24 protein-coding genes are annotated in these 23,064 nt (G+C 66.3%); 14 read left to right on the top strand and 10 right to left on the bottom strand.

Going from position 1 to position 23,064, the window contains the following annotated elements:
- The first annotated feature begins 130 nt into the window (after window positions 1-130).
- The 4 genes from LMQ14_RS24230 to LMQ14_RS24215 all read left to right on the top strand — a co-directional run bounded on the left by LMQ14_RS24230 (window position 131) and on the right by LMQ14_RS24215 (window position 2,939).
- On the top strand, window positions 131-385 hold the full coding sequence (locus LMQ14_RS24230; protein WP_036466538.1) for a cell division/environmental response transcriptional regulator: 255 nt from the start codon (window positions 131-133) through the stop codon (window positions 383-385).
- A 180-nt stretch (window positions 386-565) separates the two neighbouring features.
- Window positions 566-667 carry a 30S ribosomal protein bS22 gene (locus LMQ14_RS24225; RefSeq protein ID WP_003402602.1) on the top strand — a complete coding sequence of 34 codons (102 nt, stop codon included), beginning with the start codon at window positions 566-568 and terminating at the stop codon, window positions 665-667.
- A gap of 83 nt (window positions 668-750) precedes the next feature.
- Window positions 751-1,878, top strand: coding sequence for an SDR family oxidoreductase (locus LMQ14_RS24220; protein ID WP_420714566.1), 1,128 nt, complete (start codon window positions 751-753; stop codon window positions 1,876-1,878).
- Entirely contained in the window at window positions 1,860-2,939 is a 1,080-nt protein-coding gene (locus tag LMQ14_RS24215; protein ID WP_267732155.1) for a lysophospholipid acyltransferase family protein, read from the top strand. Before LMQ14_RS24220 ends, LMQ14_RS24215 begins: the two co-directional genes overlap by 19 nt.
- Before the next feature lie 94 nt (window positions 2,940-3,033).
- Here LMQ14_RS24215 and LMQ14_RS24210 read toward each other — a convergent pair whose 3' ends face one another.
- The 7 genes from LMQ14_RS24210 to LMQ14_RS24180 all read right to left on the bottom strand — a co-directional run bounded on the left by LMQ14_RS24210 (window position 3,034) and on the right by LMQ14_RS24180 (window position 9,105).
- Window positions 3,034-3,960 carry a cyclopropane mycolic acid synthase family methyltransferase gene (locus tag LMQ14_RS24210; RefSeq protein WP_267732154.1) on the bottom strand — a complete coding sequence of 309 codons (927 nt, stop codon included), beginning with the start codon at window positions 3,958-3,960 and terminating at the stop codon, window positions 3,034-3,036.
- A gap of 10 nt (window positions 3,961-3,970) precedes the next feature.
- Complete coding sequence (locus LMQ14_RS24205) at window positions 3,971-4,507, bottom strand: FAS1-like dehydratase domain-containing protein (protein ID WP_267732153.1); 537 nt, start codon at window positions 4,505-4,507, stop codon at window positions 3,971-3,973.
- Between the two features lie 44 nt (window positions 4,508-4,551).
- Window positions 4,552-5,469 (bottom strand): HAD family hydrolase, encoded by a 918-nt coding sequence (locus LMQ14_RS24200; protein WP_267732152.1) that lies wholly within the window; start codon window positions 5,467-5,469, stop codon window positions 4,552-4,554.
- 346 nt (window positions 5,470-5,815) lie between these two features.
- On the bottom strand, window positions 5,816-6,238 hold the full coding sequence (locus LMQ14_RS24195) for a hypothetical protein (protein ID WP_267732151.1): 423 nt from the start codon (window positions 6,236-6,238) through the stop codon (window positions 5,816-5,818).
- Window positions 6,239-6,241: 3 nt separating this feature from the next.
- On the bottom strand, window positions 6,242-8,506 hold the full coding sequence (locus tag LMQ14_RS24190; protein WP_267732150.1) for an NAD(+)--arginine ADP-ribosyltransferase Mav: 2,265 nt from the start codon (window positions 8,504-8,506) through the stop codon (window positions 6,242-6,244).
- Between the two features lie 4 nt (window positions 8,507-8,510).
- Window positions 8,511-8,801, bottom strand: a complete 291-nt coding sequence (locus tag LMQ14_RS24185; protein ID WP_267732149.1) for a WXG100 family type VII secretion target — start codon at window positions 8,799-8,801, stop codon at window positions 8,511-8,513.
- Entirely contained in the window at window positions 8,794-9,105 is a 312-nt protein-coding gene (locus LMQ14_RS24180) for a WXG100 family type VII secretion target (protein ID WP_267732148.1), read from the bottom strand. The genes LMQ14_RS24185 and LMQ14_RS24180 overlap by 8 nt, the downstream gene beginning before the upstream one ends.
- Window positions 9,106-9,200: 95 nt before the next feature.
- Between LMQ14_RS24180 and LMQ14_RS24175 the strand changes: the two genes are divergently transcribed.
- From LMQ14_RS24175 to LMQ14_RS24145, 7 genes are all read left to right on the top strand, one after another.
- Entirely contained in the window at window positions 9,201-9,461 is a 261-nt protein-coding gene (locus LMQ14_RS24175) for a glutaredoxin family protein (RefSeq protein ID WP_267732147.1), read from the top strand.
- 122 nt (window positions 9,462-9,583) lie between these two features.
- A complete protein-coding gene (locus LMQ14_RS24170) occupies window positions 9,584-10,981 on the top strand; it encodes a glutamyl-tRNA reductase (RefSeq protein WP_267732146.1) in 1,398 nt (465 codons plus the stop codon).
- A gap of 13 nt (window positions 10,982-10,994) precedes the next feature.
- On the top strand, window positions 10,995-11,945 hold the full coding sequence (hemC, locus tag LMQ14_RS24165; protein WP_267732145.1) for a hydroxymethylbilane synthase: 951 nt from the start codon (window positions 10,995-10,997) through the stop codon (window positions 11,943-11,945).
- A gap of 23 nt (window positions 11,946-11,968) precedes the next feature.
- Window positions 11,969-13,636 (top strand): uroporphyrinogen-III synthase, encoded by a 1,668-nt coding sequence (locus LMQ14_RS24160; protein WP_267732144.1) that lies wholly within the window; start codon window positions 11,969-11,971, stop codon window positions 13,634-13,636.
- Window positions 13,637-14,617 (top strand): porphobilinogen synthase, encoded by a 981-nt coding sequence (gene hemB / locus LMQ14_RS24155; RefSeq protein ID WP_267732143.1) that lies wholly within the window; start codon window positions 13,637-13,639, stop codon window positions 14,615-14,617.
- 40 nt (window positions 14,618-14,657) lie between these two features.
- Window positions 14,658-15,209 (top strand): DUF3093 domain-containing protein, encoded by a 552-nt coding sequence (locus LMQ14_RS24150; RefSeq protein ID WP_267732142.1) that lies wholly within the window; start codon window positions 14,658-14,660, stop codon window positions 15,207-15,209.
- Complete coding sequence (locus LMQ14_RS24145; protein WP_267732141.1) at window positions 15,206-15,466, top strand: hypothetical protein; 261 nt, start codon at window positions 15,206-15,208, stop codon at window positions 15,464-15,466. Before LMQ14_RS24150 ends, LMQ14_RS24145 begins: the two co-directional genes overlap by 4 nt.
- Here LMQ14_RS24145 and LMQ14_RS24140 read toward each other — a convergent pair.
- Entirely contained in the window at window positions 15,450-15,881 is a 432-nt protein-coding gene (locus LMQ14_RS24140) for an STAS domain-containing protein (RefSeq protein ID WP_267732140.1), read from the bottom strand. The two genes, LMQ14_RS24145 and LMQ14_RS24140, sit on opposite strands and share 17 nt — an antisense overlap.
- A gap of 307 nt (window positions 15,882-16,188) precedes the next feature.
- On the opposite strand from LMQ14_RS24140, the gene LMQ14_RS24135 reads away from it, so the two are divergent.
- A complete protein-coding gene (locus tag LMQ14_RS24135) occupies window positions 16,189-17,436 on the top strand; it encodes an acyltransferase family protein (RefSeq protein ID WP_267732139.1) in 1,248 nt (415 codons plus the stop codon).
- Between the two features lie 214 nt (window positions 17,437-17,650).
- Window positions 17,651-18,346, top strand: a complete 696-nt coding sequence (locus LMQ14_RS24130) for an Rv0518 family GDSL lipase (RefSeq protein ID WP_267732138.1) — start codon at window positions 17,651-17,653, stop codon at window positions 18,344-18,346.
- Window positions 18,347-18,621: 275 nt separating this feature from the next.
- Here the strand turns inward: LMQ14_RS24130 and LMQ14_RS24125 are convergent, their stop codons facing one another.
- On the bottom strand, window positions 18,622-20,790 hold the full coding sequence (locus LMQ14_RS24125; protein ID WP_267732137.1) for an SGNH hydrolase domain-containing protein: 2,169 nt from the start codon (window positions 20,788-20,790) through the stop codon (window positions 18,622-18,624).
- 20 nt (window positions 20,791-20,810) lie between these two features.
- Window positions 20,811-21,695 (bottom strand): alpha/beta hydrolase, encoded by an 885-nt coding sequence (locus LMQ14_RS24120; protein WP_324291080.1) that lies wholly within the window; start codon window positions 21,693-21,695, stop codon window positions 20,811-20,813.
- Between the two features lie 221 nt (window positions 21,696-21,916).
- On the opposite strand from LMQ14_RS24120, the gene LMQ14_RS24115 reads away from it, so the two are divergent.
- A complete protein-coding gene (locus LMQ14_RS24115; protein WP_267732136.1) occupies window positions 21,917-23,062 on the top strand; it encodes an LLM class flavin-dependent oxidoreductase in 1,146 nt (381 codons plus the stop codon).
- Window positions 23,063-23,064 lie beyond the last annotated feature (2 nt).

Raw genomic sequence — 23,064 nt, 5'->3', positions numbered from 1 at the left:
TCAAAATGATTATCCCCCACCAGTACCAGTAACCCCACTAGTCCCGCTATTCTCCTTTGTGTATGCCCGTGTGGGTGCCGGCGGAGGGGAAGCCGCTGGCATTGCGCGAGCCTGACACGATTGGGTTGCGATGACGTCTACGAACGGGCCATCGGCGCGAGATTCCGCAGGTAAGCCGCGGGACACAGCTTCGGCCGATAGCCAGGCAAGGACACAATTTCTCACCGTCGCCGAGGTGGCGGCCCTGATGCGGGTGTCCAAGATGACGGTTTACCGCTTGGTGCACAACGGAGAGCTGCCGGCGGTACGGGTTGGCCGGTCCTTCCGCGTGCATGCCAAGGCCGTGCACGACATGTTGGAGACGTCCTACTTCGACGCCGGCTGAGCCGACGCCCGCCGCCAGACGACGGCGGACGAACCGGGACCGACGCGTGGGACGTGGCCATTCAAGCGGTCGCGCGACTGGCGGTTTGGTGTTCGGTGCTGCCCGCCGGGTAAAGTGACCAAAGGGTTTCAAGTTCTTAGCAGTCCTTAAGAAGCGGTCACAGGTCAGATAGCGGAGTTCATGGGTTCAGTAATCAAGAAGCGGCGCAAGCGTATGTCGAAGAAAAAGCACCGCAAGCTGTTGCGCCGCACGCGGGTGCAGCGCAGAAAACTCGGCAAGTAAGCCCCGCCTCGCCGCATTACCGAACTCGCCGACCGTCGCGCGGCCATGGCGCCGCGACCGGTCTGGGCCGTTAGGCTGTTCGGGTGGATTCGTCGAGCGGGGGCGGCGCCGGAACCGGCGACAACGCGGATAACACGATGCACTACCCGAAAGTGGTGCTGGTGACTGGTGCGTGCCGGTTTCTAGGCGGCTACCTGATTGCCCGGCTGGCGCAGAACCCGCTGATTCAAGGCGTCATCGCGGTGGACGCGATCGCCCCCAGCAAAGACATGCTGCGCCGGATGGGACGGGCCGAGTTCGTCCGCGCCGACATTCGTAATCCCTTCATAGCCAAGGTGATTCGCAATGGCGACGTCGACACGGTGGTGCACGCCGCCGCGGCGTCGTACGCCCCGCGCTCCGGCGGCACGGCGGCGCTGAAGGAACTGAACGTGATGGGCGCGATGCAACTTTTCGCGGCCTGCCAGAAAGCGCCGTCGGTCCGACGCGTCGTGCTGAAGTCGACCTCCGAGGTGTACGGGTCGAGTCCGCACGACCCGGTGATGTTCACCGAGGACAGCAGCAGCCGTCGTCCGCTGCGCGGTGGTTTCGCCAAGGACTCCCTCGATATCGAGGGATATGTGCGCGGATTGGGCCGGCGCCGGCCCGACATCGCGGTCACGATTCTGCGGCTGGCCAACATGATTGGCCCCGCGATGGACACCACGCTGTCGCGGTATCTGGCGGGCCCGGTGGTCCCGACGATGTTCGGTCGTGACGCGCGATTGCAGTTGCTGCACGAGCAAGACGCGTTGGGAGCGCTGGAGCGAGCGGCGATGGCCGGCAAGGCCGGCACCTTCAACGTCGGCGCCGAAGGGATCATCATGCTGTCGCAGGCGATCCGGCGTGCGGGCCGGATTCCGTTGCCGGTACCCGGATTCGGCGTGTGGGCGCTCGATTCACTGAGACGAGCTAATCGCTATAACGAGATAAATCGTGAACAATTCAATTACTTAAGTTATGGCCGAGTTATGGACACCGCGCGGATGCGCTCCGAGCTCGGCTACCAGCCGAAATGGTCGACGGCGGAGGCTTTTGATGACTACGTTCGTGGTCGCGGCCTGACTCCCATAATCGACCCGCATCGGGTACGCTCCTTGGAGGGTCGCGCCATAGCCTTAGCGCAGCGCTGGGGAAGCCGTAATCCAATTCCATGGGGTGGGGTCAGGTAGATATCGTGGTGGGTGAAACCAGAGCGAATGTCATTCCCCTGCACAGTAATCGGGGTCGCGTCGCAGCCCGCCGCAGAGCCGAAGCCTCTCGTCAGCATCCCTCCTTGCTATCCGATCCGCACGGCAACGCATCGGCCGACCAGATGGCCGCGGTGGTGCGCGAGATCGACGAGCACCGTCGTGTCGCGGGTGGCACGTCGTCAACTGACGCTCCGCTCAACGAGTTTGCTCAACAGGTCGCGTCGGTTGCCGGATTTTTCCGGCAGCGGCTGACGGGCGACTACACCGTCGACGAATTCGGGTTCGATCCGCACTTCAACAACGCGATCGTTCGGCCTTTGCTGCGGTTCTTTTTCAAGTCCTGGTTCCGGGTCGAGGTCAGCGGAATCGAGAACCTGCCGACCGAAGGCGCCGCGCTGTTGGTGGCCAATCACGCCGGGGTGTTGCCGTTCGACGGACTGATGTTGTCGGTGGCGGTGCACGACGAGCATCCCGCGCAGCGCGACATGCGGCTGCTGGCCGCCGACATGGTGTTCGACCTACCGCTTGTCGGCGAAGCCGCCCGCAAGGCGGGGCACACCATGGCCTGTACGACGGACGCACACCGGCTGCTGGCCGCGGGCGAGCTCACCGCGGTGTTCCCGGAGGGCTACAAGGGTCTGGGCAAGCGCTTCGAGGACCGCTATCGACTGCAGCGGTTCGGGCGCGGAGGCTTCGTGACGGCGGCGCTGCGTACCAAAGCGCCGATCATCCCGTGCTCGATCATCGGGTCCGAAGAGATCTACCCGATGCTCACCGATGTGAAGCTGTTGGCGCGGCTGTTCGGCCTGCCCTACTTCCCGGTCACCCCGCTGTTCCCGTTGGCCGGGCCGGCCGGCCTGGTGCCGCTGCCGTCGAAGTGGCGGATCGCGTTCGGTGAACCGATCTACACCAACGACTACAGCGCCGCCGACGCCGAGGACCCGATGGTCACCTTCGAGTTGACCGATCAGGTGCGCGAGACGATCCAACAGACGCTGTACCGGCTGTTGGCCGGGCGTCGCAACGTCTTCTTGGGTTAGCAGCTTGGGCTAGCGCCCAACGTCGAGTTGGTGGGCGATTTCGCCGTATTCCGGTCCGACAACCCGACTTTCGCGCCGCTAGAGATGCAAGTGGTTACTTGACCATCGTGAACTGGCAGACGTTCGTGTAGCCGTCGCGGAACAGGTCCGAGCAGCCGCGCAAGTACTTCAGGTAGATGTCGTAGGTCTCCTGCCCCTTCAGGGCGATCGCCTCATCCTTGTGTGCCTCGAGGGCATCGCCCCAGGCGGTCAGCGTCGGGACGTAGTTCTTGCCGATGAAGTGGTGTCGCTCGATCTTGAAACCAGCACCAGTCGAGTATTTGTCGACCAGATCGACCTGGGGCAACTTTCCGCCCGGGTAGATCTCCTTCAAGATGAAGCTGATGAACCGCAGCAGGGTCATGTTCACCTTCAGACCCATCGCGTTGCCCTCTTCGCGGCTGGGCACCACGATCGAGTGCAGCAGCATGCGGCCGTCGTCGGGCAGCAAGTCGTAGTACTTCTTGAAGAAGGTGGCGTAGCGCTCGTACCCGGCGTCCCCTGCGCCGTCGGCAAAGTGCTCGAACGCACCCAGCGACACGATCCGGTCGATCGGCTCGTCGAATTCTTCCCAGCCCTGGATACGCACCTCTTTGCGGCGGGGGCTGTCCATCTTGTCGAACTCGGCCACACAATGGGCGTACTGGTTTTCGCTGAGCGTCAGGCCGATCACGTCGACGTCGTACTCGGCCACCGCGTGCCGCATCGTCGAGCCCCAGCCCGAGCCGATGTCGAGCAGCTTCATGCCGGGCTTGAGGCCCAGCTTGTCCAGGGCGAGCTTGCGCTTCGCGTATTGCGCCTCTTCGAGCGTCTTGGTCAGATGCTGCGGGTCCGGATTCTCGTCGAAATAACCGCAGCTGTACGTCATCGACGGGTCAAGCCAGAGCTTGAAGAACTCGTTCGACTTGTCGTAGTGGGATCGGACTGCTTCGACCGGTGGCTTTAGCTGCTGGGCGCCACCCGTTTCCCCCTGGGACGTCATTAAATCGACCCTACTTTCGTGCAGATATTGATGCAATCGCGGCGACGGTTTCTTCGGCGGCCGCTTCTTGACCGGCCGCCTCGCCCAGCATCGTGACGACGCTGGTGACGAGCGGCTTCCCCTCGGCGTCTGTCACTTCGCTGCGGATCTCCGCAATGACCGTGCCGTGGGACTCGATCACCGAGTCTAGATAGGTGTCGAAGTACAACCTATCGTGGTCCAGGATCGGGCGGTGGAACAAGAACTTTTGGTCGCGGTGCAGAACCCTGGCGATATTGATCGGAATGCTGAACTTCGTGAATATGTCCAGCTGGACGCGCCGTCCCGCGATCGCGAGGAAGGTCAGCGGGGCCACCACGCCCGGGTACCCGGCCTCGGCGGCATCAACCTCGCTGAAGTGCGTCGGGTGGTCGTCTTGCACCGAGGCCGCGAACTCGCGGATCTTCTCGCGTCCGACCTCGAAGTAGTCCGGAGCCCGGTAGTGGCTACCGATGATGCCCTGGGTCCCCGCTGGAATGACTCCCTCGGCGCCTTCTGGAGTTGTCATGGATTACCGCTCCCCACTCGAATCGCTGTCAGCGGCGCAGCCTATCAGCGGGATTGCCGCCTGGACGCCAACGCCGCCAGCGCACCGCCCGCCGCGCCGAGCGCGAGTGCCGACGGCACCCCGATCCGGGCCGCCTTGCGCGCGGTCCGGAAATCGCGAATTTCCCATCCCCGCTCGCGGGCCAGGCTGCGCAGGCGCGCGTCGGGATTGATCGCGACCGCCGTGCCCACCAGCGACAGCATCGGTACGTCGTTGTAACTGTCGGAATAGGCCGTGCACCGTTTCAGGTTGAGGCCTTCGCGGATCGCCAGGGACCGCACGGCGTGCGCCTTACCCGGGCCGTGCAGGATGTCGCCGACGAGCCGACCGGTGAAGACGCCGTCGACCGACTCCGCGACGGTGCCGAGCGCGCCGGTCAGGCCGAGCCGACGCGCGATGGTCGCGGCAAGCTCGTACGGCGTCGCCGTGATCAGCCAGACTTGCTGGCCGGCGTCCAGGTGCATCTGGGTGAGCTCGCGGGTGCCGGTCCAGATCTTGTCGGCGATGATCTCGTCGAAGACGTCCTCGCCGAGAGCGACCAGCTCCTCGACCGAGCGGCCCTCGATGAAGGTCAGCGCTTTGCGCCGACCGGCGGCGACGTCGTCGCTGTTCTCCTTGCCGAGCAGCTGAAACTTGGCCTGCGCGTAGATGAATCCGACCACGTCGCGATAGGTGAAGTAGTTGCGTGCGGCCAGTCCGCGCCCGAAATGCACCGCGGAGGAGCCTTGCACCAGCGTGTTGTCCACGTCGAAGAACGCGGCGGCGGTCAGGTCGATCGGCGGTTGCGGGCCAACGCCCGCGGCGGTCGCCTCCTGCAAGTCCTCCAGCGCGCGGGCCGCGCTGGCGTTGGCGGCCACGGATTCCAGGTCAACTCGAACGGCGGGGTCAGTGTCATCCGACTCATCCGACTCCGAGGAAGTCATCGCCACACCTCCTGGATCGCCGGGCCGCCTGGTGGCCGGTGCTGCGGCCACTATTAACCCTATCCGGCAGATGTCGTGGGCAGGTTTACGCCTCTGGCATGGGCTGATGTCAGGAGGGCTGGTGGCACGACGTTGGTCGGCGCGACATCCGAAATAGGCTCGCGGACTTAGTTTTTGGTCCGCATCGTCCGAGAGCTATCTTTGCCTACGACGCAGACCTTTACGAACGGAGCTGCGACTTTACGTTTCGTACGCCAGCCATCGGCGCTCTGTGTGCTTAATGCCGGATTGCCTGACGTTCCCTTGAGCTACCGCCAAGAAGGTTGGGATAAAAGCGCATAAATCGCTATGGCTTTGGCGGTCCCCAATACTTGACTGCATTCGCGTTTTCTAGCGCAGCCAGAGCCTCGGACGACTTGGCGACCGACGTATCGGAAAATAATTCGTCAATACGACCACGGTTATCCCGAACCCAGGATACTGCTTCTGTCGGCGGTACCGCGTGGGTCTCGTCGTAGTCATCGAGATATTGTCGAATTATTGATAATCGGTACCAGTTTCGGGGCTGGTCAGCCAACTTGGTAGGGGCAACATCAAAATGGATCTGCCCTCGATCGTTAGAGATTTGCCACGTCGTCACCGGACTGGTCAGTGTCAGCGATGCGTTGTTTGTTGCGACGCCTGAAGTGCTGGAATCGGTTATGCGAAAACGCGGATCCAGGTATAAGAAATCGAGGTATTTTAAGAAAAATTCCAGTAATGTAGTCACCGGTCAGCCCCCCTTTCCTGACGGAATCAACTTGTTGTCACCCGCTCGATGGTAACCGTGGGATTCGAGATATCTAATTTCTGCGCCTGTGAATGAATTTGGATCGATCTTGCCAAATGGTACCGACAGAGTGACAGTATCGCCGCGCGCGATGGCTATGTCGAGCACATGCTGATTCGCGGCAAGTCTTTCGATGGGAGTGGCAGCATTCCAGGCGTCGCCGATATCGAAGTAGCTGGCTCCGCGTAGCTCTGCGAAATCGATGTATGACAGGCCGCCGCCGACGGGCTTAAATGGCCCAAGCACGGTTTCGCCGCTTCCAGTCAGGTGTTGTTCGGACAGCACCAGGAGCTGCTGGCTCATGTGGTCGAGCGGGTTGTCCAACGTGAACTCAGGCCGGCCTGGTTGGGCGTCGATTGGCGGCGGGTTGTCCGCCAGATCGCCGGGTGGCCCATCGTGGGGCTGATGTGGCGTGCCATCGCCCGGTCCGTGCGGCGGCTGACCATCCCCAGGCGAATGTGGCGGCCCGTCATGGGGTTGGTGCGGTTGGTGCACGCCCGGCTCGCCGCCGTGGGGCGTCCCGCCGTGCGGGAGTGACGCATCCCCGGGCGCGGATGCCGCCGGGGCTGCCGCGCTGGGCACGGGTTCGCCGGGAATTCCACCGGGTGAGGCCGGTACGTGGGCGGGGATGCGTTCATGCGGATGGGGCACTTCTGCGGGAACCGTTGGCTTTCCGCCGGAACCAGGCGGCGCCGCAGTCGGTTTGGGCGCCTCGCCGATCGGCGGCTTGGGCTCGGTGGGGCTGTGCGGTGGCGGGGTTCCGGTCGGGGCGGGCTTAGGTGGCGCAGGAGTACCCGATTCTGGCGCTTTGGGGCCTTCTGCTGGCGGCTTGGGCGTCTCAGGCGGCTTGATGGCCGGCGGATCAGGAAGCTTGGGCAGCGGCGGCTTCTTCAGGCCCTTGATGGCATCGAGTGCGGCGCGGCCCCTCGTACCCAACTTCGAGAGCGGCCCTCCCGGCAGGGCCAATGTGACGGCATCGAACACGCTGCGGCCGGCGGCCCCGACCGGATCGGTTTTCCACTGCTCCCAGTGCGAGACGTCCTTGCCGAGTGCTTTCCACGAATCGAGGACCGACGGAGAACCGTCCGGGCCTAGGGCGACGAGCGGCAGAGCGCCCAGGATCGTGCCGTTCAGATCGTGGAAGTAGCCCACCGGGTCGAGCACCAGGCGCACCTGACTGACGTTGTAGAGCCCCACGACGGCTTCGCCGGCCTCGGCATACACGTTCTTGGCGTAATGGCCGACGTTGTCGATAACTCGCCCCGCATAGGTGGCATGCAGGAAGTGATCCCACTGCCGGGTGGCGTAGTCCCCCATCGTGGTGAGGATGGTTTCCGCTTCGGCGAGGGTGGCAGCGATCTCGGCTTCCAGCGCCTTGACCTCGGACTTGAAGTTGTCGATCACCGTGCGAATGTCGTCGGCGATCTTCTTGATCTCGTCTTCGTCCTCGTCGGTCAGGATGTCCCAGACCTCTTTGAACCCGGTCAGCGGATCGCAGATGCGCGACAGCAAATCCAGGATCGCGGCGTGTACCTTGTCGACCTTGGTCGCATAGCCGTTGAGCTGGCTCGCGATCTGCTGGCACTGCTGGACGAGGCTGGTGGTGCCGCGGTAGGCAGCGGTGAAGGCTCCATCGATGGCCGGGCCCTCCGGAATGTGTTGGGCACGAATAGCTCCCATCGGAGCGCCGGTCCCGAGGATTTCAGCGAGCGCGAACTGGGTGCCCGCCGCAGTCCACGCGGTGGCCGCGGCGCGCAACTTCGCCGAATCGCCACTGGGCCAGATCATTCCGAGATACGGAGCAACCCAACCCCAGCCGGGTGGCGCGATGTCGCTGCTCCCGACCGCTGAAGGTGCCGAGCCCGCCGAGATCGGTCCTGGCAACGGTGGCGGCGGGAGCGCGCCGCCGTTACCACCGATGTTGGACATCGCCTCGGCCAGCGAATAGTTGTGTGCCGACATCCGAACACCAATACCGAGTCCGCACAACCCATTTCGTGTCGTCACCATCGCCTCGACGAGCCTGGCTGCCGAACTGTCGTAGCTGTGGCCAAGCGCCGCGCCGGCGGGATCGTCGCCGGCCATACCGGCACAACCAGACAGTGCCGCCATCAACGTCGAGATCACCGATGCCAACCCCTCGGCGGCGGTGACCACCTCGGCGCCTGCTCCGTCGAGAGCCACCGGATCGACTCCCAGCGGGGCCATTAGCTCACGACCACATCGCCAAATTCGTTGACATGGCGCCGGTGTAGTTGCCGTGCGCCGTCGCGCCGGCCGACCGCAACCGGGCCAACGCCTCGCGCATCATCGCCTCGCCGCGCGCCCAGTGCTGATGGGCTTCGGCATGGGCTGCCGCCGCCTCACCCGACCATGTCGTGTGCAGATTGCTTACCAGAGAGTCGATTTCGGTGAGCATGCTCTCGGCATAGCGCTGAAATTCGGCCATCCGCTGCACGGAATCCGCCAGCGCCTGAGGATCCACCCGAAACGCCTCAGCCATCGTGCACCCGCCGAATCGCTTGGGTGGAGACGGCCTCGTTGTGCTGAAAACCCTTACCGGCGTGGGCTACCGCCCTGGCCAGGACCGACAATCCGGACTCGACCTCGCGAGCCCCGCGCTGCCACAGCTCCCACGCGGCGGAGTAGGCGCTTCCCGATCCGCCCTGCCAGCCGCCCAGCATCTCGCCGACCTGACCGTCCAGCTCGGCCAGCTGCTGTCGCAGATTCTCGGCGCCGCCCAGCAGCGCCTCGGCGAATCCGTCCATCAGCTGCGGATCGACGCGCAGCTCGTTGTCGGCAGCCATAGCCGCAACTTAATAATCGCCGGGCCCGCCCACAATTCACCCTGAGGCGGTGCGAGGCCGGCCGGCCACCGAGGCGCCGATGCCACACTGGTGCCATGACTGACCGCCCGAAGGTGGAGCTGCTCACCCGCGACGGATGCACGGTTTGCGCGCGGGCCTACACGCGGCTGGCGGAACTCGCCGGGGAGCTGGATTTCGACCTCGCCACCACCGACGTCGACGCCGCCGCGGCCGCCGGCGACCCCGGGTTGCGCGCCGAGTTCGGTGACCGGCTGCCCGTGATTTTGCTGGATGGCCGCGAGCACAGTTACTGGGAAATCGACGAACCGCGGCTGCGCGCCGACCTCACGCGATAACGCTGCGGGCTGGGAGCTTGGTGGGAGCGGACTCATTATTTGGTAGCCCACCGAATAAACGTTTACCGTAGACACCAGTTCAGTTACTGGAGTAGCGAGGGAGCTGGCCAGGTGATGCTGCCGTGAGCATCTTGCTCTTCGGGGTTTCGCACCGTAGTGCGCCGGTCTCCGTTCTGGAACAACTCAGCATCGACGAATCGGATCGCAACAAGATCGTCGACCGGGTTTTGCAGTCGCCGCTGGTCACCGAGGCCATGGTGTTGTCGACATGCAACCGGGTCGAGGTCTACGCGGTGGTTGACGCGTTCCACGGCGGGTTGGCCGTAATCGGGCAGGTGCTGTCGGAATACTCCGGAATGACGATGGGCGACCTCACCAAATACGCCTACGTGCGCTATAGCGAGGCCGCCGTCGAGCACCTGTTCGCCGTCGCCAGCGGTCTGGACTCCGCGGTCATCGGCGAACAGCAGGTACTCGGCCAGGTGCGCCGGGCCTATACCGCCGCCGAGTCGAACCGCACGGTCGGGCGGGTGTTGCACGAGCTGGCCCAACGCGCGCTGTCGGTCGGCAAGCGCGTGCATTCCGAAACGGCCATCGACGCCGCCGGTGCCTCGGTGGTGTCGGTCGCGCTGGGCATGGCCGAACGCAAGGTGGACGGGCTGGCGGGCAAGACCGCGGTCGTCGTCGGCGCCGGTGCGATGGGCGCGCTGTCGGCGGCCCACCTGATCCGGGCGGGCATCGACCACATCCTGGTCCTCAACCGCTCGCTGTCCCGGGGACAACGCCTGGTCCGCAAGATCCGCGAATCGGGCGTGCGCGCCCAGGCACTGACGCTCGACCGGCTCGCGGAGGCGCTGGCCGGTGCCGACGTGGTGGTCAGCTGTACGGGCGCGGTGAGTCCGGTGGTGTCGCTGGCCGACGTCCACAACGCGCTGGCCGCCGCGCAGCGCGACGACGCGGGCCACCCGCTGCTGATCTGCGACCTGGGCATGCCGCGCGACGTCGATCCCGCGGTGGCCGGACTTCCCGGCGTCTGGGTCGTCGACGTGGACCGCATCCAACACGAACCCTCGGCGCACGCCGCCGCGGGCGACGTCGATGCCGCGCGCCACATCGTGGCCGCCGAGGTCGCCGCGTACCTGGCGGGACAGCGGATGGCCGAGGTGACCCCGACCGTGACCGCGTTGCGCCAGCGCGCGGCCGACGTCGTCGAAGCGGAGCTGCTACGGCTGGAGAACCGGCTCCCGGGACTCGAGAGCGCCCAGCGCGAGGAGGTTGCGCGCACGGTCCGGCGGGTGGTGGACAAGCTGCTGCACGCGCCCACGGTGCGCATCAAACAACTCGCCAGCGCCCCCGGCGGCGACAGCTACGCCGAAGCCCTGCGCGAGCTTTTCGAACTCGACCAGACAGCCGTCGACGCCGTCGCCACCGCGGGCGAATTACCAGTAGTGTCAACGGGATTCGATGCCGGTTCGCACACCCACCCCGCGCCCGGCGGCCCAATCCCATCCGCCGAGTAACCGATTGGCGCACGTGATCCGGTTAGGCACGCGGGGCAGTTTGCTGGCCACCACCCAGGCCGCCGTCATTAGAGACGCTCTCATCGCCAACGGCCACCCCGCCGAGTTGGTGATCATCAGCACGGCAGGTGACCAGTCGTCAGCGCCCATCGAAAGTCTGGGTGTGGGCGTGTTCACTACCGCGTTGCGCGAGGCCATCGTGGACGGCCGGGTCGACGCTGCCGTGCACTCGCACAAGGATTTGCCAACCGCGGACGACCCGAGGTTCACGATTGCGGCCATACCGGCACGCAATGACCCGCGCGACGCGCTGGTTGCGCGCGATGGGCTGGTACTTGGGGAGTTGCCAGCAGGTTCGCTGGTCGGCACGTCGTCCCCGCGACGGGCCGCACAGCTTAGGGCATTGGGTCTCGGTTTGGAAATCCGCCCCCTACGAGGCAACCTAGATACCAGGTTGAACAGGGTAAGTAGTGGTGATCTAGACGCCATCGTGGTGGCCCGGGCCGGACTGGCTCGCCTGGGCCGGCTCGCTGATGTCACCGAGACGCTAGAGCCGGTGCAAATGTTGCCAGCACCGGCTCAGGGCGCGCTCGCTGTCGAATGCCGCGCCGACGACAGCCGGCTGGCGGCGGTGCTGGCGGAGTTGGACGACTCCGACACGCGCGCGGCGGTCACCGCTGAGCGAACCCTGTTGGCCGAACTGGAGGCGGGTTGCTCCGCACCGGTGGGAGCGATCGCTGAGGTGGTCGAGTCCATCGATGAGGACGGCCGGATCTTCGACGAGCTGTCGCTGCGCGGTTGCGTGGCGGCGGTTGACGGGTCCGACGTGATCCGCGCGTCCGGCATCGGCGCTCCCGATCGGGCCCGAGAGCTAGGGCTCTCGGTGGCCACGGAGCTGTTGGAGTTGGGCGCGGGAGAGCTAATCGGGGGAGCGCGGCAAAACACCGCGCAAGAAGGTAACTGAATGAGAGTGACTTGGGAGCGACAATGACGACGCGAGGGCGCAAGCCGAGACCGGGCCGCATCACGTTCGTGGGTTCCGGCCCGGGTGATCCGGGATTGTTGACCACGCGGGCGGCCACCGTACTGGCCAATGCGGCCCTGGTGTTCACCGATCCGGACGTACCCGAACCGGTGCTGGCGCTGATCGGCAAGGACCTGCCGCCCGTTTCGGGCCCGGCGCCTGCCGAACCACCGCCCGCGACGATCGATGGGTCACCCGACGCGGATCCACCCCCGGCTGCGCCCACGGTGCTGTCCGGTGGCGCCGACATCCGCCCGGCGCTGGGTGAGCCCGCCGAGGTCGCCAAGACGCTGACCGCCGAGGCCCGCACGGGTGTCGACGTGGTGCGGCTGGTGGCCGGTGACCCGCTGACGCTCGATTCGGTGATCAGCGAGGTGAACGCAGTCGCGCGCACTCACCTGCATGTCGAGATCGTGCCGGGCCTGTCCGCGACCAGCGCGGTGCCGACGTATGCGGGTCTGCCGCTGGGCTCCTCGCACACGGTGGCCGACGTGCGCGGCGACGTGGACTGGGAGGCGCTGGCGGCGGCTCCCGGACCGCTGATCCTGCAGGCCACCCCGCAGCACCTGGCCGAGGCGGCCCGCACCCTGATCGATCACGAGCTGGCCGAGAACACTCCGTGCGTGGTGACCGCACAGGGCACCACGTGTCAGCAGCGTTCGGTGGAAACCACGCTGCACGGGTTGACCGATGCGGCCGTCGTGGCCGGCGCCGGCGACCCCGCGGGCCCGCTGACCGGACCGCTGGTGGTGACCATCGGCAAGACCGTGAACAGCCGGTCGAAGCTGAACTGGTGGGAGAGCCGCGCTCTGTACGGCTGGACCGTCTTGGTGCCGCGCACCAAGGACCAGGCCGGCGAGATGAGCGAGCGGCTGACGTCGTACGGCGCGCTGCCGGTCGAGGTACCGACCATCGCGGTCGAGCCGCCGCGCAGCCCCGCCCAGATGGAGCGGGCCGTCAAGGGATTGGTCGACGGCCGATTTCAGTGGGTCGTGTTCACCTCCACCAACGCGGTACGCGCGGTGTGGGAGAAGTTCGGCGAGTTCGGGCTGGACGCTCGCGCATTCTCCGGCGTAAAGATCGCCTGCGTCGGCGAATCGACGGCCGACCGCGTTCGGGCCTTCGGGATCAGCCCCGAGCTGGTGCCGGCCGGGGAACAGTCCTCGCTGGGCCTGCTGGACGACTTTCCGCCCTACGACAGCATTTTCGATCCGGTGAACCGGGTCTTGCTGCCGCGTGCCGACATCGCCACCGAGACGCTCGCCGAAGGGCTGCGTGAACGTGGTTGGGAGATCGAGGATGTCACCGCGTACCGGACGGTGCGTGCCGCACCTCCACCGGCGGCCACCCGCGAAATGATCAAGACGGGCGGCTTCGACGCGGTGTGTTTCACCTCCAGCTCGACGGTGCGCAACCTGGTCGGCATCGCCGGAAAACCCCACGCGCGCACCATCATTGCCTGCATCGGCCCCAAGACGGCCGAGACCGCTGCCGAGTTCGGCCTGCGGGTGGACGTGCAGCCCGATACCGCTGCCATCGGCCCACTGGTCGACGCGCTGGCCGAGCACGCCGCGCGGTTGCGCGCCGAGGGCGCGCTGCCACCACCGCGCAAGAAGAGCCGCAGGCGCTAGATGGCCTACCCGCGGCAGCGCCCGCGTCGGCTCCGTTCCACCCCCGCGTTGCGTCGCTTGGTGGCGCAAACATCTTTGGAGCCAAGGCATTTGGTGCTGCCGATGTTCGTCGCCGACGGGATCGACGAACCGCGGCCGATCCCGTCCATGCCCGACGTCGTGCAGCACACCCGCGATTCGCTGCGCCGCGCGGCCGCCGATGCGGTGGCGGCCGGAGTGGGCGGGCTGATGCTGTTCGGTGTCCCGCGCGACGAGGACAAGGACTCGACCGGCTCGGCCGGTACCGACCCCGACGGCATTCTCAACGTTGCGCTTCGCGACCTGGCCAAGGATCTTGGTGAAGCCACGGTATTGATGGCCGACACCTGTCTCGACGAGTTCACCGATCACGGTCACTGCGGGGTTCTCGACGCCCGGGGCCGGGTCGACAACGACGCAACTCTTGGCCGGTACGTGAAATTGGCTGTGGCACAGGCAGAGTCAGGTGCTCACGTGGTGGGTCCGAGCGGGATGATGGACGGGCAGGTCGGCGCGATCCGCGACGGCCTGGACGCCGCGGGCTACACCGACGTGGTGATCCTGGCCTACGCCGCGAAGTTCGCATCGGCGTTCTACGGCCCGTTCCGCGAAGCGGTGAGCTCCAGCCTCTCCGGCGACCGTCGCACCTACCAGCAGGAGCCCGGCAACGTCCGAGAAGCGGTGCGCGAGATCGAATTGGACATCGACGAGGGCGCCGACATCATCATGGTCAAGCCCGCGATGGGTTACCTCGACGTGTTGGCCGCCGCGGCAGAGGTCTCGCCGGTGCCGGTGGCCGCCTATCAGGTGTCGGGGGAGTACGCGATGATTTGCGCTGCGGCAGCGAATAATTGGATCGACGGCCGCGCCGCGGCGCTGGAATCGCTGGTCAGCATTCGCCGCGCCGGTGCCGATATCGTGCTGACCTATTGGGCCGCGGAGGCGGCGGGTTGGCTTTCCTAGCGGCCACCTCGGCGGTAGACAATCAGGGGATGAGGCTCCAATGACCACAGCGGGAAATGGCGACCCCAAGCCGTTGTTCTACGAACCCGGTGCCAGCTGGATATGGGTGCTGAGCGGCCCGGCCGCGGCAGGGTCGATGATCCTGATCGAAATGTGGAGTGGCGCAGCGATATCGCTCTGGGTTCCGGCGATCTTTCTGGTGATGGTGTCGGCGTTCATCTCCTTGCAGGTGAAGGCAGCGCGGATCCATGTGTCCGTCGAACTGACCGCTGACGCGTTGCGGCAGGGCACCGAGACCATCCTGGTGCGCGAAATCATCAAGGTTTTCCCCGAGCCCGAGCACGCGGTGAATTCCGGTCGGGCACTGGCGAAGTGGCAGGAGGCGCGGGCGCTCGGTGAACTGTTCGGGGTGCCGCGTGGCCGAACGGCGATCGGTTTGAAACTCACCGGGGGCCGTACCGCACAGGCCTGGGCGAAGCGGCATCGTCGTCTTCGGGAAGTGCTGACCCCGCTGGTGCAGGAGCGGGTGGAGCCGGCCCGATCAGACGCCGCCGACCTCGACTACAACGACGACAGCGAATCCGAGCTGTGATCGCCCGCTATCGCGCCCTGGTCGAACTCGTGCTGGCTTGCGCGGCACTGGTGGGCGTCGGGCTGAGCTGGTTGCACGCTCGTCACATCGTGGCCGTTGCGCCGATCACGGACGGCCAGCCGTCGACCACGTCACTGGTCTACAACCCTCAGCTGCTGCTGCTGGCCATGCTGCTGGCGACGATCGCCGGAGTGCTGGCAGTCGTCGGGATCGCCAGGCTGTGGCGCACCCGCCGCGGCGTTACGCCGTCTTCTTGATCAGCGGCAGCGCCAGCCGGCGGCGGTAGACGACCGCGTCGGCCAAATCACCGAACGCCTCGGGTACCGAGCCGGCGACCGGGAACACGGAATCACCGTCACCGGCGACCAGCTGCTCGATCACGTCGGCGCTGGCGACCAGCGTCCACTGGACCCCGGCCCGGCGGCAGTCTTCGTCGAATGTGTACAGCAGCGCGAAGCCGGCACCGGCGAAGTGGCTGACATCGCTGATGTCGAGCACCAAGGGATTGTCACCGAGCATGAAGCGGCGAATGCAGTCGCCGACCCGGTCGACATTGACGGCATCGATCTCTCCCCGGATCGTCACCACCGTGGCGAGGTGGCGGCAGTGTGCCCGAACCTCGGCTCCGCCGCAGTCGACGGTGCCCTGTCGAGTAGTTATCGCGATCGTCATGAACGCCTCAATCCCCGTGGTGATGCGAAGGCCGACACAACGCCGACCGAAGCTAGCTACAACGTTGCCCGCCAAAGTTAAGGAGACCGACAGTTACGTCTAACTGTTTGCTAAAAAGCTGACCTAAACCGGGCGTGCGGAGGTATACGGGCGGGCACACCGCCGCCGTCACGCAATCCGGGCTGCCGCGCTGTTAGGCTGCTCTGGCTACCGGTTGCGAGTCGGGGGGCTTGTGATAGGGCTAAACGCCCGGTCAGCCGGGCGAGAAGGCGAACGCAACTACTCGAGTCCAGACTGAAAGAGCGTCGTGCGCAGCGCAGAGATCAAGGGTGAGATCAAAGCCCTGACGGGACTCCGCATCGTCGCCGCCGTGTGGGTGGTGCTGTTCCACTTCCGGCCGATGCTGAGCGATATCTCGCCCGATTTCCGCGAGAACCTGGCCCCGGTGCTCAACTGCGGCGCCCAAGGCGTCGATCTGTTCTTCATCCTCAGCGGGTTCGTGCTGACCTGGAACTACCTCGACCGCATGGGCCGTTCCTGGTCGACGCGCGAGACCCTGCACTTCCTGTGGCTGCGGCTGGCCCGGGTGTGGCCGGTTTATCTGGTCACCATGCACCTGGCCGCGCTGCTGGTGATCCTGTCGCTGCACGTCGGCCATACGCCGCTGCCCGAGGCGAGCGACCTCACCGCGGTCAGCTACATCCGCCAGGTCTTGCTCGTGCAGTTGTGGTTCGAGCCGTTCTTCGACGGGACCAGCTGGGATGGGCCGGCCTGGTCGATCAGCGCGGAATGGCTCGCTTACCTGCTGTTCGGCGTGCTCGCCCTGGTCGTTTTCCGGATGAAGCTGGCCACCCGCGCCCGCGCCCTGATGTGGCTGGCTGTGGTGGCCTCACTCCCGCCGGTGGTGATGTTGTTGGCCAGCGGTCACTTCTACACGCCGTGGAGCTGGCTGCCGCGGATCGTGACGCAGTTCACCGCGGGGGCGCTGGCCTGCGCCGCCGTGCGCCGATTGCGGCTGACCGATCGCGGTCGCCACATCGCCGGATACCTCTCGCTGCTGCTGCTGGCCGCCGTGGTGGGCGTCCTGTACTGGTTTAACGCCCATCCGATCGGCGGAGTCGTGGAAAACGACAGCGGCGGCGTAGTCGACGCGCTGTTCGTTCCCCTGGTCATCACGCTCGCGGTCGGCCTGGGCAGCCTGCCCAGGCTGCTGTCCACCCGGGTGATGGTCTACGGCGGGCAGATCTCGTTCTGCCTGTACATGGTGCATGAGCTGGTGCACACGTCCTGGGGATGGGCGGTCGAAAATTTCAAGCTCACGCCGTGGGAGTCCGATTCCCCCTGGAAATGGAATGTGCTGGGCCTGTTCGCGATCGCCCTGGCGGTTTCGAGCCTGCTGTATCACGTCGTGGAGGAGCCCGCGCGCCGCTGGATGCGCAGGATGGTCGACGTCCGTCCCGCGGCCCAGCGAACCGAGCCCAACGAGCCGGCCCCGGCCAAGGTTCGCCAGATCGACGGCGGACTCGAACCGATCACCGAGCGGACAGCTTCCTGAGTAGCCGCGAATCATACTGTGCCCCATAATCTCTCGGACCTGGATTCGGCGCTGGTAGCCGCACCGCACTGGTAGTTTGGGGCATGCTGATCGACTCGCTCCCAGATCACACGGCGCAACAGCGCGTTGACGGCGGGCGCGCGTCGATTATTCGTAAAATTCCGTTGGTTGGCGTGCACTACAAGGCCATGCCGTGCACAGGGGGGAGGTAGGCGTGAGTCGTCTGGCCGTGTTCGTCGTCAACTTCGCGCTGCTGGGCGGCTTGCTGGGTGAAGTCGTGGCGCACCCGGCACAGGTGCGGCCGTATCAGGCATTGACGCTGGATGGCCGGCTGACCCACATCGCGGTGGTCGGCGACTCGTATACGACCGGCACCGACGAGGGCGGCCTGGGCCCCAAAGCGTGGACCGCCCTGACCTGGCAGACCCTGACCAAGCGTGGGCTGCAGATCGACGCCGACGTGGCTGCCGAGGGCAGAGCCGGTTATGTCGTGCCCGGCGATCACGGCAGCATCTTCGAGGATCTGACCGTCAGGTCCGTCAAGGCCGACGACGTGCTGGTGGTGTTCTTCGGCTCCCGCAACGACCAGGGCTCCGACCCAGGCCTGCTGGCCGGCCGGGCTCGCGACACCTTCCAGGTCGCGCGCATCCTGGCGCCCACGGCGAGATTCCTGGTGATCGGGCCGCCGTGGCCGACCGCGGATGTGCCGGCGGACATCCTGCAGATTCGCGACGTGCTCAACTCCGAGGCGCGGGCCGCGGGCGCGGCGTTCGTCGACCCGATCGGCGCTCACTGGTTCGTCGACAGGCCGGACCTGATTGGCCCAGATGGCGTGCACCCCAACGACGCCGGGCACCGGTACATGGCGGACAAGATTGCACCGCTGATTCGCACGCAACTATTCAGGTAGCGAAGCACTCAGACTCTTGGCGGGCTGGCTCCGTGTCAAAGTGCCAGCCGCGCAAGGCTTTACGACGCCAATCGGCGTTCAGTCCTCTGCGTGCCGCTCGTAGTCCCACTGCTCCAGGCGTGCTTGGAGTTGCATCAAGCCAACTCCGACGACTGGCGTAGCAGCCGCGATGCAAACCAACAACAGCGGGGACATTTCAAACCTCCAAAACCCTTACATTCGTAACACGTTCAGATTGGTGGCGGGGTTCATTCGCAAAGAAAGTCATCGCAACGTCACCCGTCCGTTATGGCGCTGTCTGCGAGCGCGCCCAGCACCGGCGCCAACAACTGCGCATATTCGGTTGTGACGTGGTTGTCGTCGCGGAACACCAAGGTGTTACCGACGATCATCGGGCAACGCTCGGATGTGCAGAACAGGTCGGTGAGATCGGCGTAGTGGCCGCCGTTGCCGGTGGCCGCGGCCCGCTCCGCGGAGATACCGCCGTCATTGACCGCGACCGAACGGCTTGGCGCGCAGGCGGTGGCGTCGTCGAGGTGTCCGGACAGGCAGGTGGGCACCGGGGATTGCGGATCCGGGGCGGGGCCGAGGACCAGGACGGTCGCACCGGTGCGCCGCAGCGCTGCGACGGTGCGACCCAGGGTGTCGATCCACGCCGGGTCGTAGGACACAAAGCCGAAGTCGCCGCCGTAGCGCCGGCTCATGTCCAGCACGACCAGACGCGGATGCTCGGCCGCCACCCGGGCCATCACCTGGGTGCGCCATTGTTCGCATTCGGTGTACTCGCGGCCCAGATACGGGCTGTCGATCGGCAGGTCTTGGATCGGGCAGGTCACCTTGGCCATCGTCTCCAGCCGCCAATGCCGCTGCTCGGCGACCTGCTGGAAGGCCGGGTTCCACATCGCCGCATGCGAGTCGCCGATCAGCGCGACCGTCGTCGGCGAGCCGATGTCGCCTGCGGCACAGTCGCTTTGACCGACGTCGCGCCAGGATCGCACGCAGCCGTTGACGAAGACCGCGGCCTTGTCGGCGGGTGCCTGGGCAAGCGACGGATCCAGATTCGACGGGACGGCCCGCAGGCCCGCGGCCGTCGCGATCGCGTCGCGCACCTGCGCCAGCGCCTGCTGGACGGCCGCCTCCCGCGGACCCGCGCTGGGGGCGGCGGCGGGCAGCGCCATGATGTTGGCCTTCGCCGCGGCCGGGCCGTGACCGACCGGAACCGGTATCACCGTCAGCAACAGCACGCATGCCGATGCGGTGGCAGCACTGGCGATCCCGGCCACCGCCAGGCTGGCCTTGGCCGACCGGCGCAGGGCGGCGGCGAACCGGCCGGGGTTCTCCACCAGATGGAAGGTGATCACCGCAAGCCCCGCGGAGACGGCGGTCGCGGCCAGTCGAGCCGCCAGGCCGGCGGGGTCACCCAGTAGCCGGGGCAGCAACAGCAACACCGGCCAGTGCCAGAGGTACCAGGAGTACGACACCCGCCCGATCGCGCGCATCGCCGGCCGGCACAGCAGACGGCCGACCCCCAGGCTGCGGGTGACGCAGCCACCGCCGATCACCAGCGCGGTGCCCAGCACGGGCAGCAGTGCCGCGGTGCCGGGGTAGGGCGTGGCGGGGCCCAGCTGTGTGCAGGTCAGCATTATCAGCGCCAGGCCGCCCCACCCGGCGATCGCCGCGGGCAGCAGCGGCAGCCGGCGCCACTGCTCGATCGACAGCGCGACCAGCCCGCCGACGGCCAGCTCCCAGGCACGGGTGGGCAGCGAGAAGAACGCCCACGGCGGCGAGCTGCGGGTCCACAGCACGGCGGCCGCCAACGAGGCCGCGGCGACCAATGTCAGCACCAGCGCGTACGGCGCTGCCTTGGCCACGGCGTCGCGCCGCAGGCGTCCGACCAACCAGGCGGTACCGATGATCAACACCGGCCACACCAGATAGAACTGCTCCTCGACGCCTAACGACCAGTAGTGCTGGAACGGCGAGGGTGCTTCGGCGTTCAGGTAGTCGGTGCCCTGCTGGGCGAACCGGTAGTTGCCGACGTACAGCGCGCTGGCGATGCCGTCGAGAAACACGCTGCGGGCCTGCAACGGCGGCAGCACGGCGGCCGCCGCGATCGCGGTGACGACGGCGACGGTGGCCGCGGCCGGCAACAGGCGGCGGGCCCGAGCTCCGTAGAAGTGGCCCAGTGCAACGGTTTTCGTGGTGCTGACCTCGCGCCAGAGCAGGCCGGTAATCAGGAAGCCGGAGATGACGAAGAAGACGTCGACGCCGATGAATCCGCCGGCGGTGCCGGGGATGCCCGCGTGGTAGAGCACGACAGCCACCACCGCTACGGCCCGCAGGCCTTCGATGTCCGGGCGGAATCCGCGTCGCTGGATTTGTTGGGTGGGACTATCGCCCGCTGTGGGTGGCGGGCTGGCGGTGGTTTCCTGCCGGACTGCCATACCTTTGTTGGGATGCCTCGCTAGGTCGCCAGCCAGGAAAGCTCGCCGGGTAATTGCAAACGCCACCACGTCACGTCGTGGCCACCGACCGTGAAGCTTACTGCCGGTGGCGTCTTGAGTTGGCTCACGAATTGGCGTGTCGCAGGATAGAAACGGTCGAATGTCCCGCAGTCCACCCGCAGCGGAATCTGCGACAACGCCGGCAGGCCCATCACGCTGTTGGCCATCCAGTCCTCTTCGCTGTCAAACGCTTTGGGTGCGCAGTCGGCGTAGGACGCGTACAGCGCCGGGCTGACTGCGCAGATCCCCGCGGTCCGCGACGGCCCCAGCATCGCGCCCAGGCGCAGCGCCCCGTAGCCACCCATCGACCAGCCCATGAAGCCCACCCGGGACGTATCCAGCCCCATCGAGCCCAGCATCGGCAACAGCTCGTCGAGGACCATCGCACCGGAGTCGGTGCCGTCGGCCCGCTTGTGCCAGTAGGAGTCGCTGCCGCCGTCGACGCCGACCACGGCGAACGGCGGCTTGCCCTCCTTGACCAGCCGGGCAAGTCCGTCCTCGACCCCACAGTCGAGCATCATGTTCGCGTCGCCGTCCTTGCCGTGCAACGCGATGACCGGGCGCAGTGGCCCGCTCTGCGAGGTCTGCGCGGGCGGCAGCGCGATCACCCAGTTGGTCTTTACGCCGCCGCGCGCCTTCGAGATGAAGGAGCCGGTGAGTCGGTTCGGCAGGGTGCTACTCGCCGACGACGGCTCAAATGGCGAGGGCGCCAGCGGCTGTGATAACGCTTGTGGTTCGAGCGGATCCAGCCAGGCGCTCAACGCCCACGCGCCTGCGGCCGCAGCGGTGGCACTGGCGCCCATCCGCAGCACCGCGCGGCGGTTCAGTTCAGGCACGAGCGTCATAATGCCGCGCGCACAGCGTTATTCCGACCCCGTCGCGGCGTTTGCAAGGGCATTGTGATGCGGCATTTATCGACTGGTGACGTGCGACGCATCCAAGTTCGGTGGATTGAATCTGGCAGGTTTCAACCCTCGTGCGCGGCGACGTGCTTCGCGACGCTGGAGCTTTCGTGCATGGTTTTTCAAAGTCGACCGAATGCTGATCAAGAACGGAAGAGGATTGGATGAGTCTGGCATTTCACTGGTTCTTGCCGACATACGGGGATTCGCGCAATCTCGTCGCCGGTGGGCACGGCACGTCGATGCACGGCGACCGTCCCGCGACTTTGCGCTATCTGCACCAGATCTGCGCCGCGGCCGAAGACAACGGTTTTGAGGCGGTGCTCACACCGACCGGATTGTGGTGTGAGGACGCCTGGTTGACGACGGCGATGTTGATCGAGCGCACCGAGACGCTGAAATTCCTGGTCGCATTCCGCCCGGGCCTGCTCAGCCCCACCCTCGCCGCGCAAATGGCCGGCACCTTTCAGCGGCACTCCGATGGACGGCTGCTGCTCAACGTCGTCACCGGCGGGGAACCGCACGAACAGCAGGCCTACGGCGATTACCTGGACAAGCAAGCGCGCTACGCGCGTACCGCCGAATTCCTCGACGTGGTGCGCCAACTGTGGACCTCGAAAGAGCCGGTGACGTTCTCCGGAGAGCACATCCAGATCGAGGGCGCACAGCTCAACAACCCGCCCGACCCGATTCCCGCGGTGTTCTTCGGTGGCTCGTCGGGATCGGCCGGGCCGGTCGCCGCCAAATACTCCGACGTCTACCTCACCTGGGGCGAACCGTTGGCCGCCGTCGGCGAGAAATTGGACTGGATTCGCGGGCTGGCCGCCGAGGCCGGTCGGACCTTGCAATTCGGCCTGCGGATCCACGTGATCAGCCGCCCTACCGCCGAGGAAGCCTGGGCCGAAGCCGACCGGTTGCTGGAGGCGATCGACCCGGCCGACGTCGAGCGGGTACAGGCCAGCCTGGCGCGCAGCGAGTCCGAGGGGCAGCGCCGGATGCTGAAGTTGCACGGCGGCAAGAGCGGTGAGCTGCTGATCGCGCCCAACCTGTGGGCCGGCGTCGGCCTGGTGCGTGGCGGTGCGGGCACCGCGCTGGTGGGGTCGCACGAAGAGGTCGCCGAACGGCTGACCGAGTACGCGAACCTCGGCATCGACCACTTCATCCTGTCGGGCTACCCGCACCTGGAAGAGGCGTACTGGTTCGGCGAGGGCGTGCTGCCGCTGCTGGAGCGCCGCGGCGTGTGGAAACATCCCAACCGCAAGGCGCAGCCGCGCTCGTCGACGCCGTTCGCGGCCGCCTCGGCGCAGTAGCC

The organism is Mycobacterium sp. Aquia_213 (assembly GCF_026625985.1).
Taxonomy (GTDB): Bacteria; Actinomycetota; Actinomycetes; order Mycobacteriales; family Mycobacteriaceae; genus Mycobacterium.
This window is presented reverse-complemented; position numbering and strand designations above follow the sequence as displayed.